At 39.0% G+C, this 12680-nt stretch carries 12 protein-coding genes and 2 pseudogenes; 7 read left to right on the top strand and 7 right to left on the bottom strand.

The genetic code is table 11. The features are described from left to right. Position 1 precedes the first annotated feature (1 nt). Positions 2-850 (bottom strand): ABC transporter ATP-binding protein, encoded by an 849-nt coding sequence (locus ACFPQ3_RS05980; protein ID WP_156805366.1) that lies wholly within the window; start codon positions 848-850, stop codon positions 2-4. Further along, on the bottom strand, positions 847-1215 hold the full coding sequence (locus ACFPQ3_RS05975; RefSeq protein WP_156805367.1) for a GntR family transcriptional regulator: 369 nt from the start codon (positions 1213-1215) through the stop codon (positions 847-849). Before ACFPQ3_RS05975 ends, ACFPQ3_RS05980 begins: the two co-directional genes overlap by 4 nt. Before the next feature lie 164 nt (positions 1216-1379). On the opposite strand from ACFPQ3_RS05975, the gene ACFPQ3_RS05970 reads away from it, so the two are divergent. Genes ACFPQ3_RS05970 through ACFPQ3_RS05950 form a run of 5 tightly spaced genes read left to right on the top strand, consistent with a single transcriptional unit; the run spans position 1380 to position 3563 of the window. Then, a complete protein-coding gene (locus ACFPQ3_RS05970; RefSeq protein WP_269747706.1) occupies positions 1380-1508 on the top strand; it encodes an SPJ_0845 family protein in 129 nt (42 codons plus the stop codon). Next, positions 1495-1674, top strand: a complete 180-nt coding sequence (locus ACFPQ3_RS05965; protein WP_156805368.1) for a hypothetical protein — start codon at positions 1495-1497, stop codon at positions 1672-1674. Before ACFPQ3_RS05970 ends, ACFPQ3_RS05965 begins: the two co-directional genes overlap by 14 nt. Then, on the top strand, positions 1655-1852 hold the full coding sequence (locus tag ACFPQ3_RS05960; protein ID WP_156805369.1) for a hypothetical protein: 198 nt from the start codon (positions 1655-1657) through the stop codon (positions 1850-1852). Before ACFPQ3_RS05965 ends, ACFPQ3_RS05960 begins: the two co-directional genes overlap by 20 nt. Next, positions 1852-2748, top strand: coding sequence for a permease (locus tag ACFPQ3_RS05955; protein WP_156805370.1), 897 nt, complete (start codon positions 1852-1854; stop codon positions 2746-2748). The genes ACFPQ3_RS05960 and ACFPQ3_RS05955 overlap by 1 nt, the downstream gene beginning before the upstream one ends. Beyond that, entirely contained in the window at positions 2748-3563 is an 816-nt protein-coding gene (locus ACFPQ3_RS05950; RefSeq protein WP_156805371.1) for a TIGR03943 family putative permease subunit, read from the top strand. The genes ACFPQ3_RS05955 and ACFPQ3_RS05950 overlap by 1 nt, the downstream gene beginning before the upstream one ends. Before the next feature lie 206 nt (positions 3564-3769). Here ACFPQ3_RS05950 and metG read toward each other — a convergent pair whose 3' ends face one another. Together metG and ACFPQ3_RS05940 are read right to left on the bottom strand one after the other, a co-directional pair. Further along, positions 3770-5830, bottom strand: coding sequence for a methionine--tRNA ligase (gene metG / locus ACFPQ3_RS05945; RefSeq protein ID WP_156805372.1), 2061 nt, complete (start codon positions 5828-5830; stop codon positions 3770-3772). 133 nt (positions 5831-5963) lie between these two features. Then, entirely contained in the window at positions 5964-7298 is a 1335-nt protein-coding gene (locus ACFPQ3_RS05940; RefSeq protein ID WP_156805373.1) for a M20 family metallopeptidase, read from the bottom strand. Between the two features lie 147 nt (positions 7299-7445). Here ACFPQ3_RS05940 and tehB point away from each other — a divergent pair, with 147 nt between their 5' ends. Then, the gene (tehB, locus tag ACFPQ3_RS05935; RefSeq protein WP_156805374.1) at positions 7446-8354 is read left to right on the top strand and encodes an SAM-dependent methyltransferase TehB; all 909 of its coding nucleotides are present in this window, start codon (positions 7446-7448) and stop codon (positions 8352-8354) included. Positions 8355-8438: 84 nt separating this feature from the next. On the opposite strand, the gene ACFPQ3_RS05930 is transcribed toward tehB, so the two are convergent. Continuing rightward, on the bottom strand, positions 8439-10109 hold the full coding sequence (locus ACFPQ3_RS05930; RefSeq protein ID WP_156805375.1) for a hypothetical protein: 1671 nt from the start codon (positions 10107-10109) through the stop codon (positions 8439-8441). Between the two features lie 178 nt (positions 10110-10287). Next, a pseudogene (locus ACFPQ3_RS05925) lies at positions 10288-10738 on the bottom strand (GTP pyrophosphokinase). Positions 10739-11030: 292 nt separating this feature from the next. Here ACFPQ3_RS05925 and ACFPQ3_RS05920 point away from each other — a divergent pair. Beyond that, on the top strand, positions 11031-11858 hold the full coding sequence (locus tag ACFPQ3_RS05920; RefSeq protein ID WP_156805376.1) for an exodeoxyribonuclease III: 828 nt from the start codon (positions 11031-11033) through the stop codon (positions 11856-11858). A 279-nt stretch (positions 11859-12137) separates the two neighbouring features. On the opposite strand, the pseudogene ACFPQ3_RS05915 reads toward ACFPQ3_RS05920, so the two are convergent. Continuing rightward, positions 12138-12680: pseudogene (locus ACFPQ3_RS05915) on the bottom strand (IS3 family transposase); the annotation flags it as partial.

The following is a 12680-nucleotide window of genomic DNA, read 5'->3' as shown; positions in this document are numbered from 1 at the left end:
CCTAGACCTCCTGTGTCAGATAAATCAAGTAATCTTGCAAATTGAGAGATGTCATCTCAACCTCTGAAGGAAGTTGAGGAGGTCGATTTCCCAAAATCACTACCTGTTTGGTTTTTCCAAGAGTGCTCGTCTCAAGGATTGTCTTTCCAAGCGACAATTCTGTGACCAAATGCTTAGGTCCCGTCAAAGTATAACCTTTTGTAAGCAGGTGTTCAACAGCATCCTGAACCTTGATTGTCCCCTTGTCAATGATAATCACCTCTTCCAACAGTGGGGCAATTTCCTCAATTAAATGACTTGAGACAACAAACGTTCTGGGGCGTTTGTTGTAGGCTAATAGCAGAGCTTGATTTACTTTTTTACGTTGGGCTGCATCAAGTCCTAGAACTGGTTCATCTAACAGGACATAATCAGCTGACACGGACAAGGCAGCGATAAGTTTTGCCACGAATTGGTAACCTGTTGAAAGTTTGATTATTTTCTTTGATGAATCTAAACCAAATAACTGAATCAACTCCTCCGCAAATTCACCGTCAAACTTATCATCAAACTTGTTTAGCCATTTGAGCTGTTTTGCCATAGACCAATTGGCAGGTAGCCAATGTTCAGTTGACACGAGGTAAATACGTTTCTGCTGCAGACTATCTTTTCTAGGATCAATGCCATCAAGAGAAATCTGTCCAGAAGTTTCCGTGAGTTGATTAGCAATCATTTTTAAAGTTGTTGTTTTACCAGCACCGTTTCTACCTAGAAAACCGTAAATCGTCTTTTCCTTTAACTCGAATGAAACTCCAGATACGACCTCTTTCCTGCCGAAACGTTTTGACAAATTTGAAACCTTTAATGTCATTGATCATATACCTCCTCAATGAGTTTTAGTAGCTCTGCTTTTTCCAAACTAAGTCCCTTAGCCATGTGAACCAGCTCCTGGACCTGTCGTTCACTAAAGTACGTCTTTCTTTTTTTCTGTAAAATGGCTAGCGCACCGCTTGTCACAAAAGTTCCCATACCTCGACGTTTCTCAAGAATGCCTTCCGCAACTAAAAGATTCATCCCTTTTAGAACCGTTGCTGGATTGATTTGATAGGCTGCTGAAATTTCTGTCGTAGACGGAACCTGCTCTCCCTCAGCATAAATTCCTTGAAAAATGGATTCCTCTAACTGCTGAGCTACTTGCTGAAATAGGGATACATCGCTATCATAGTTGAACTTCATTGTTTCCTCCTTTCTCGGTTATATGGTTAGTTGCTTATATAACTAACTATATAACTAAAAACATGATATGTCAAGAAAAAAACTAAATTACCTAGTCAATTTTTATTAAAAAATTAAAGTTTAGAATATGGTATAATGATAGAAAAAAATAAAGGAGGCCTCTCATGGCATTAACCTATAAAAAACAAGATGAATTAGAAAAAGTCCTTGAATCATTCGCAAAACTCCCTGACCTTGAAAACGTTACTTTTCCAGAGTTAATAAAAAAGGAAGAGGCACATGACAAAAAATAAACGTGATACATTTTTTTATATCGTCGTAGGTCTTATTACTGCTTTTGTGGCTAGTTTTCTCCAACAAGGTTGGCAACGATTTGTCATTGTCGTTTTGATTATAGGATTAGCTGGGTATGCCTATGAAAAATGGAAAGGAACATCAAATGGCAACGAACAAAAATAAGAACACTGATAATCAACTGGCAATAGGGATTTCATTAGGACTTAGTTTGGGTACTAGTATCGGATTAATTTTCGGAGAAATGTTTGGAAAGCCTTTACTCGGATTGAGTTATGGACCTAGTATCGGAATGCTACTAGGACTTATAGTTGCCCTACTCTCTAAGGAAAAAGGTGACTAATGCTAGATTTTTTACCTAATCACGTCTTACAGTGGATGGCAATTTTTCTTTCAATTATTATAGAAGCTCTGCCTTTTGTTTTAATTGGCGCCATTCTTTCAGGTTTTATCGAAGTCTTTGTCACACATACGGTCGTTGAACGGTTTCTTCCCAAAAATAAAGTCTTGCGTATCATTTTTGGTTCCTTGATTGGATTTATTTTTCCGTCCTGTGAGTGTGGAATTGTCCCTATTATCAACCGTTTTTTGGAAAAACAAGTGCCGAGCTACACAGCAGTACCCTTTTTAGCAACTGCTCCCATCATCAATCCCGTTGTGCTTTTTGCCACTTATTCTGCTTTTGGAAATAGCTGGCGCTTTGTATTCTTACGTCTCTTTGGAGCTATCCTCATTGCCCTTGTTTTAGGATTACTACTAGGTTTTGTGGTTGATGATAATATTCTAAAACTAACTGCGCAGCCTAACCATTTCCACGATTATTCAGATAAGACTCTCTGGCAAAAATTATTTTACGCTTTGGCACATGCCATTGATGAATTTTTCGATGTCGGACGTTACTTAATCTTTGGTACTTTGGTTGCTTCTGCCATGCAGATTTACTTACCAACAAGGATTTTGACTTCCATCAGTACGACACCCCTTTTAGGAATTCTGCTTCTGATGCTCATGGCCTTTATCCTATCTCTGTGTAGCGAAGCGGATGCCTTTATCGGTGCTTCGCTCCTTTCAAGTTTTGGAATTGCACCTGTCATGGCTTTTTTACTAATTGGTCCAATGGTGGATATTAAAAACCTACTTATGATGGCTAAATCCTTTAAACCGTCATTTATTTTCTTTTTTGTCGGTACATCTAGTCTGATGGTCATGATTTATTGCTTAGTATTGGGGGTGATGTAATGATTCGATTTTTGATTTTAGCTGGGTATTTTGAGATGTCCATGTATCTTTACTTATCTGGAAAACTTGACCAATATATCAATATTCATTACACTTATCTGGCCTATATTTCTATGGTGCTCTCGCTAATTCTTGCTATCGTTCAACTGGTGATTTGGGTGAAAAACCTTAAGGTGCACAGCCATTTGTCTGGGAAAATAGCGGTGCTAACCAGTCCGATCATTTTGATGTTTCCCATCTTCGTTGCCCTGCTTGTCCCTACAGTAACCCTCGACGCAACTACTGTATCTGCCAAGGGCTATAACTTCCCCTTGGCCGCTGGTTCGGACCCTGAAGTTGCCGAGCAAGAAGGCTCTGATATCCAGTATCTCAAACCAGATACCAGCCTCTATTTCACCGCGACCAGCTACCAAAAGGAAATGCAGAAAGCTCTGACGAAATACACTAAACACAACCTAGTAGAGATTACAACCGAAAATTACATGGAAGTGATGGAGCTCATTTATCTCTATCCTGATGATTTTCTTGGAAAAAGCATTCGCTTTACAGGTTTTGTCTACAATGAACCTGAACATGAAGGACATCAATTTCTGTTCCGATTTGGCATTATCCACTGTATTGCAGACTCAGGCGTCTATGGTCTTTTGACCGCAGGGGGAACACAAACTTATCAAGACAATACTTGGATAACTGTCACAGGTCATCTAAAATTAGAATACAACCAACAACTAGAACAAAACCTTCCAGTCCTCCAAATCGAAAACGAAAAACAGGTCAACCAACCTGATAATCCTTATGTTTATCGTGTGTTTTAAGGAAAGAATTTTATGGATGTTATAACACTTTTTAAGAAATTACTTCCTGCCATTATCGGCTTGTCACCATGTTATCTTACCCAATATGCGTTGGCAGACAAGACCTCTCATCCAAGACTTAAAACAATCCTAATTTATCTACTATTGCCCATATATTGAACAGATAAAAAACAGCCTCGCAATTGAGGCTGTTTTCAATGTACTTTCTACCCAATCACGCTTCCATTTGGAACACTTGGATCAACTGTTAAGACTGTTAACTTACCATCATGTTCTGCTGAGAGAATCATGCCTTGGCTGATGTATTTTTTCATCATTTTGCGTGGTTTGAGGTTGGCAACGATTTGAAGTTTTTTGCCGACCAATTCTTGTTCATTTGGATAGAATTTGGCAATGCCTGACAGGATTTGGCGGTCTTCTCCATCGCCTGCGTCTAAGCGGAAGCAGAGAAGTTTATCAGAACCTTCTACTTTTGAGACTTCCTTAACTTCTGCGACACGGATTTCTACTGCATCGAAGGTTTCAAATTTAACCTCATCCTTAGATAATTTCAATTCGACTTCTTCTGGGTTCCATTCTTTTTCAACAGCTGGTTTGCCTGCTGCCATTTGTTCTTTGATATAAGCAATTTCTTCTTCCATGTCAAGACGCGGGAAGATTGGTGTTCCTTTAGCAACGACTGTCACACCTGTTGGTAGACCAGACAATTCAAGGTTTTCAAGGTCAAACTCACTACCTAGTCCAAGTTGTTCCATGATGGTATTTGAGGTTTCCATCATAAATGGTTGAATGAGGTGAGCCACCACGCGCAGACTAGCTGCTAAGTGAGCCATAACAGCAGCTAACTGCTCTTTGTCTCCATCTTCTTTTGCGAGTACCCACGGAGCTGTTTCATCAATGTACTTGTTGGTACGAGCAATAATGTTCCAAACAGCTTCTAGTGCTCGTGGGTAGTCAACCGCATCCATGTTTTTATGGTAGGCTGCTAAGTTTTCAGCAACAACTGCTGCCAAATCAGCATCGAATTCAGTTGACTGTGCAAAGGCTGGAATGGCACCACCAAAATATTTGTTAATCATGGCAACCGTACGGTTGAGGAGATTTCCAAGGTCATTGGCTAATTCATAGTTGATACGACCTACGTAGTCTTCTGGTGTGAAAGTACCATCAGAACCGACTGGCAATGAACGCATGAGGTAATAGCGAAGTGGATCAAGCCCAAAACGCTCTACCAACATTTCTGGGTAAACCACATTGCCTTTGGACTTAGACATTTTCCCATCTTGCATGACAAACCAACCATGGGCAATCAGACGATTTGGCAATGGCAAGTCAAGCGCCATGAGGATAATTGGCCAGTAGATGCTGTGGAAACGCAAGATATCTTTGCCAACCATGTGGTTAACTTCAGGATTAACGGTAAACTCCCAGGTCTTACCAGCTTCATCTGTCCAAGATTTGGTGACTGTTTGACCCAACCAGAATTTATCAAAGTTAGCTGAATCCGTCTGACCGTAACCAAGAGCTGTCGCATAGTTCAAGAGAGCATCAATCCAAACGTAAACCACGTGTTTTGGATTGGATGGAACTTGAACTCCCCAAGTAAAGGTTGTACGTGACACTGCTAAATCTTCCAAACCAGGCTCGATGAAGTTTTTCAACATTTCATTCATGCGAGAATTTGGGCTGATAAAATCTGGATGAGCTTTAAAGAAAGCTTCTAAATGTTTTTGGTACTTGCTGAGTTTGAAGAAATAAGATTCTTCAGAAACCAACTCCACCTCATGACCAGATGGGGCTACACCACCGATGACATTTCCATTTTCATCACGACAGACTTCTGCTAACTGGCTTTCGGTGAAAAATTCCTCGTCCGATACAGAATACCAACCTGAGTACTCACCAAGATAAATATCACCCTGCGCCAGCAATTTTTCAAAAACAGCAGCAACTACAGTCTCATGATAATCATCTGTCGTGCGAATAAATTTATCGTAAGAAATATCCAATGATTTCCAAAGTTCTTTAACACCAACAGCCATACCGTCTACATAAGCTTGTGGCGTGATACCTGCTTCTTCTGCTTTTTGCTGAATTTTTTGTCCATGCTCATCAAGTCCAGTGAGATAAAAAGCATCGTAGTTCATCATACGTTTGTAACGTGCTAAAACATCACAGGCGATGGTCGTGTAGGCTGAACCGATATGCAACTTTCCAGACGGATAATAAATCGGTGTGGTAATGTAAAATGAGTTGTTTTCTGTCATTTTCTAAATCCTTTCAAGGCTAATGAAACCTGATTTTTGGACTAGCTATAAAAATTTTTTATAGTTTCTAATCAATTGGTATTATACCATTTTTTTAAGTTAAAAAAAACTCCCAAATTGGGAGCGTTAATTGTTACTCACAAGCCAAACGATATACTGCTTCTGCGTAGATGTCCATGGCCTTGTAGATATCTGATAAAGCTATATGTTCATTTTCTTGGTGTTCGGTCTTGTCTGAGTCTGGGAAACACGCGCCAAAGGCAACACAATTTGGCATGGTACGGGCAAAGGTTGCACCTCCTGATGCTTTGGCTGGGGTCATGTCTCCTGTCTTATCTTGATAAACAGACATGAGGGTGCTCACCAATTCGTTATCTTGAGGGACATAAAGCGGATCTAAATAATCGTGTTCAACATAGGTTAGACCGTAGTCACTTGCTACTTCTTTCAACTCCGCCACTAATTGCTCAACGTCAGCAAGAACTGGAATCCGTAAATCTAAGCGAATTTCAGAAAACTCATTGTTAATGGTTAAGGCAGCTATATTAAAGGACAAATGACCTGATTCTTCATCCCAGATTTTACCAAGTAGTTGAGCACCTGTTGCGTCTTCCTCAACTCCCTTAACGATAAAGTCTAATGCGGGATGCTTAACTAATTCTGTCAAGCCTTTGGCTAATCTCACAATAGCATTGATACCAAGAGGAGCATCCTTCGTATGCTTGGCAAGGCCAAAAACGGTAACAGCGTCAGCTTTTTCCTCAAAAGCAAAGCCAAGAGAAGTCAGAATTGGAACTAAATCAGATGTTAAGTGACCTTGATAGGTTGCCTTAGCTGGAACAACGTTGTAAGCCTCACCAGCTTCGAGAGACAGGTTTTTGCTACCTGATCCAAGGAGACGAGCTTGTAAGAGCCCTTTTTCAGCATAAATGACTGGGAATGTTGCATCTGGAGCAAAGCCCATCGTAGCCTGCTCTTCTTTCTCAGTAAAAGAACGAAGACAACGCCACAAGGTCTCTTCATCTGTCCCAAAGATAAAACGAATCCGTTTCGTCAATTTTTCACCACTGTCCATCAGAGCTTTGACCGCAAAGAGTGCCGCCATTGACGGGCCTTTATCATCTTGAACACCACGACCATAGAGATTACCATCTCTGATAACAGCTTCAAAAGGATTGCTGTCCCATTTACTCAAATCTCCCTCTGGAACAACATCCAAGTGACAAAGAATAGCTAGTAAGTCGCTACCTTCCCCAATCTCAGCGTAGCCGTAATAACCGTCTGGGTCTCTATAAGTTTTAAACCCTAATTCGCTACAAAGGGTTAAAGTATCTGTCAGTACATCAGATATCGCCTGACCAAACGGCGTTCCATTCTCACCTTCATGGCATACGGACGGAAAAGCAACTAAGCGCTGGATGGCTGAAATAATTTGCTCTTTATGAAATTCTTGAATAAATACTTTCATCTTGATAGTCTCTTCCTTCAAAATTATTAATTTATATAATATGACAATTTTAATGTATTTATATCAATGATTAGTTAATCGTAATTATATTACAGTTTAAACTTTCCAATATGATATAATGGACGAAATAACTCTAGAGAGGTCACTATGAGAGTAACTTATGAACAACTAATGTGCTACAAAAGCAATCCCATTTGGACTGCTGAAACCATGCCTGACACCATCAAAGTACGCCATAATACAAAAATTGGAACTTATGGTAAACTAACCGTTCTAAAAGGAGCGCTCTGCTTTTTCGAGATGGATGAGAAGGAACAGATTTTAGCTGAACATGTATTCACTTCAGACTCTGAAATCCCCTTTGTTGAACCACAAGCCTGGCATAAAGTTGCTGCTGCAAGTGATGACTTGGAATTCCGTTTAGATTTTTACTGCAAGCCCGAAGACTACTTGTCAAAAAAACATGGATGGACTAGAACACACTCAGAAGTCATTGAAGCAGCTCCGCTATTTGCCACTAACTCAAAAATTCTTGATTTAGGCTCTGGTCAAGGACGTAACTCGCTTTATCTTAGCATGCTCGGTCATGATGTCACCTCTGTAGATGCAAATGGACAAAGCCTTGTTATGCTAGAAAATATGGCTATTGAAGAAGATATTCCATCCAAGATTGATTGGTATGATATTAACGAAGCTAACCTTACTGACATCTATGATGCCATCATTTCAACAGTTGTCTTCATGTTCTTAGACCGTCAAGCTGTGCCTGAAATTATCTTCGATATGCAGGCCCATACTAAAGTTGGAGGTTATAATCTTATTGTCTGTGCTATGGATACCCAAAAACATCCCTGTCCAATGCCTTTTTCATTTACTTTTAAAGAAAATGAGCTTCGCCATTACTACCAAGATTGGGAATTAATCAAATACAATGAAAACCTTGGGGAATTGCATAAAACTGATGAAAATGGAACTCGCCTCAAAATGCAGTTTGTTACCATGTTAGCTAAAAAAATAAAGAAGCAAGAAAAATTCAACTCTCAGTCCTTCTTTTAAATATGAATAGTCTAAAAAGGCATTAAATGAGCGTTTGTTATCATCACGCCACTCAATGCCTTTTACTGTTTTCTAGATTCTCTATTATTCAGTTGGTTTTAAAGTAAGATTAGTGAGATAATTATCTTTACTAAGTTCTCCTGCAAACTGATCGCCAACTTTGATAAATGGTAGATTATCTGGTGTACTTGTACTTGCTTTAACCTTATAAATGGTTTCGCCAGATTGTAGATAGTAAATAGTGGTTCCGTTAATAGTCTGAACCGCCAAAGCTTCTACCATCCCTGAAATACTACTTTTCTTAGTGGTGCTACCGTTTGTTCCAACACCTGATAGAACTCCTGTATCAGCATCTGTAAATTGAGCGATAAGACTGGCAATATCATTATTAACGGTTACTTGTTGATAATCTTCAGCATCGACAAGGGCATAGGATTTCACAAGCCCAGCATCATCTTTTAGTGATACTAGATAAAAAGCTTTGCCATTTAACTTTACTAAAGAAGGAGCTGTCGCACTGTAATTCTTTTCCTGAACCTCACCTTCTGCGGACTCTTGCGCTGCTGACTCTGTAGCTGAAGCAAGTTTATAGTTAACAATCTCACGTGTGCGCATATTAACTAAGATAAATCCTAGATTTGAAGAATCAGCTGTTGCTGAGGTAATTCCTGTGTAAAGATAGATGTCACTACCAATACTAATGTAATTGTAAATATCTGTTGTTTCTTTCACTCCAGTCTGGCTAAATACCGTATTCCAAAAACCTTTTTGGTAAGTATAATAGTCATCGATGCGTGTAATCACATTATTAGCCGAAAAGACACGGTCAACCCAATTAGGGATATCTGCCAATCCATATTCCTTGGTTTCACCTGTTACGGCATTTAGTAGCACAACACCTTTTGGATCGTTTGCACTAAGCATGAATTTGGGCTCATAAATAGTGGCTACATAATAAGGATTTCCTTCATCATCAACTTCAAAAGACGGATCTCCGAAAATCGTAAATGGATAGCGCAAGCGCAAGTGACGCATTGTGTCATTAAAGAAATATTCAGAGTCAGAATACTTCATTCCCTGATCAAGTTTTGCCAACTCCGCCTTACCTGTTGTTTGATTAACTTTGACATAATAACCGATACCCTCATTATGATTGCTCAGCCATTTCCAAAAACTTTTATATTCAAGCGGAGACACACGATAGGGTTGCTCACCGATTGTAATCTGACGATAATCATCTGAAATACCAAATTGAGACACTTTATCAATAGTTCCTAAGTAAGTATCTCCAATTTTCTCGGCAGATGAACGGTCAAGCAGGGCTAATTTGGTAATATCCGTTTCTGGAAAATCTTCGATAAAATCTTTTTCAGTCACCGTAATGATATTAGCGTAGCTTTTTGCCCTAAAAATGCGTGAGTTAAAGAAACTTAGAACTGTCATCAAAAGAAAAATGATCGTCGCTAATGTTAAAGAAAATCCCAAAGGCTTTAGATAACGTTTAAAATCAATGGTAACATCACGCGCTACACCATGGCGACCAACCTTGTTATTTTGCAACACCTTTTTTCCGGCGGAAATTGTGTTGATAGCACTTAACAAGAAGAAAGCACCTGCCAACAACACCAAAACCCAAATCATGAAGAACCAGAATTCTGAACTCATCGGATTAATAGGCGGAAGGTAAATCCAGTAACTTCCCAATAAAATCACTCCCCACAAAATCCAAACCGTCGATTGAAATACCCTTTTCATGGAAGCACCTCCTATAACTTTGATTTTATTATATCATATCTCTAATACAAGTAAAGAATTTACCTTTTTCTTTGTCTAGGCAACTTCTTCTGCACGATTTTTGACTAAATCAACAACCTGTATAATACTTTTCAAAACAGGCATTTGATTTTCAAATTAGGAGTTAAATGGGATTGTATCACTTCACAAAACCTCGTTTATACTTGATATGGCTAGTAATATTCTTTTCCTCATCTTTATCATCCCTTCCCATGGATAGTAAAAATTGCTCTCATTTTTTAAATAGACATGAATGCCAACATACTCATCTTTATCACGAAGATACCAATTTTTCAAACCATATTCTTCTCGCCAGTCATCTAAACGCTCCAGAACTTGGCCAATTTCTTCAGAAGTTAAAATCATGCGTGCGCCAAAAATATTGTTTAAAATAGAATTGACTGAGTAACCTTCTTCTCTGTCTTTAAAACGTTCAATCTTATCTAAGATCAAATCGGCTCAGTTGGAATTTTGGCAAAGGTATGTTTTAAATTAATTTTTTCCACCTTACCTGTTTCAAAATAGTCTTTTGAAAACTCAAAATGTAAACGGTTGATTTCACTAATCAAACATTCCACTTTTTCAATCATCATTTGTCCTCCAATCATTTTTCATTCCAGCAAAACTAGCCTGAATTTATTAACAGAAATCGGATAGCTATTCCTTTGATTTCTTTCGTTATACCATTTTTACCAGCTTATACTCGCATAATGACGCTTGGCCTCTACTCATATTGGTAAAACTTATTGCTAATAAATTCCTTAACAATAGCTTTTATAAAAAACCATCATCCACTCCCAAAAAAACTCAAATCCCTAAAGTCGCGTAGATAGCTCATTTTTGATAAAATATAAAAAAGAAAACTAGAAAGAGAACCTTTAAATGAAACTTATTTCTTGGAATATTGATTCCCTAAACGCAGCTTTGACTGGTACTTCTCCACGTAGCGAACTTTCACGCGCGGTACTTGATACCCTAGTCTTTGAAAATGCAGACATTATTGCTATTCAAGAGACCAAGCTCTCTGCAATTGGCCCAACTAAAAAGCACTTGGAAATCCTAGAGACTTATTTTCCTGATTATAAGAACGCTTGGCGTTCGTCAGTTGAGCCTGCGCGTAAAGGCTATGCTGGTACAATGTTTCTTTATAAACAAGATTTAAATCCCATCATCACTTTTCCAGAAATCGGTGCTCCAACTACAATGGACTCTGAAGGCCGTATCATTACACTTGAATTTGACAACTATTTTGTCACTCAAGTTTATACTCCAAATGCTGGTGATGGACTAAAACGTTTGGAAGACCGTCAAGTTTGGGACGATAAATACGCAGACTACCTAGCAGAGCTTGATAAACAAAAACCAGTCCTAGCAACTGGTGACTACAATGTCGCTCATAAAGAAATTGACTTGGCAAACCCAGCAAGTAACCGACAGTCACCAGGTTTTACTGATGAAGAGCGTCATGGATTTACCAATCTATTAGCAAAAGGCTTTACTGACACCTTCCGTCACCTTAACGGAGATGTTCCAAGCGCCTATACTTGGTGGGCACAGCGCAGTAAAACCTCTAAAATCAACAACACAGGCTGGAGAATTGACTACTGGCTAACTTCCAATCGTGTAGCAGACAAGGTAACTAAATCAGATATGATTGACTCGGGTGCCCGTCAAGACCACACACCAATTGTATTAGAAATTGATTTGTAATTAAAAAGATTGCTTCAAGATAAAACTCACAATTTTCATCTTCCCACGCAGAAGCTCTTTACATCCAACCTGTAAAATAGTAAACTACTGAGGTGCATAAAAACAAGGAATTTCCTTTGGACTGATTCGAAAACTTCCCAGAATAAAAAAACTAAGTGCCCTAAATTGCTGGTTTGTCCCAACCTCTTTGATAATTGATTATTCACTTTTCTGGAACAAAAGAACCAAGCAAGATAACTGAACTGTTCCCCGTCAAGTGGACAATGAAATAATAAAAGATTAAGCAACGGCCTTGTCCCTCAATTCAAGAGGGGCAAGGCCGTTGTGCTTCTCTTGAAATCGTTCGTTATTGTAAAAATAGATATAGTCATCAATATCATAAACTAATTCCTCAAATGTCTTGTAAGCCTTCAAGTCATAACACTCCGTCTTAAAGTGACCAAAGAAACTCTCAATTGGCGCATTGTCAATGCATTTACCAACTCGTGACCTAGAGCGTGTCATCTGATAGTCTTTCTTAGGTTCTCCATGACAAGAGGATTGTCATTATGCTTACTGATCGGGTAAGCCACGATAGAACCATCATAAAGGTCTTTAATAGCACTTAAATAAGCTTTACAACCTCGTCCATACGGTAAGAAAGTCACATCTGTACACCATTTTTGATTAGGGGCTTGAGCTGTAACTCTTCTTCTGGGGGAAGGGGCGGTTTACTGTCTACCCCTTTACCTCTGCGATCTAGGAGTCCTTGACTACCGTCCTTCTCAAACTTTATCACCCAGGAATAAACTTGTTGGTAGGAAATACCATATTTCTCAATCT

It is taken from the genome of Streptococcus caledonicus (assembly GCF_042656225.1).
Lineage (GTDB): Bacteria > Bacillota > Bacilli > Lactobacillales > Streptococcaceae > Streptococcus > Streptococcus caledonicus.
Note: the sequence above shows the minus strand (reverse complement) of the source record. Positions and strands in the feature narration are given on the sequence as shown.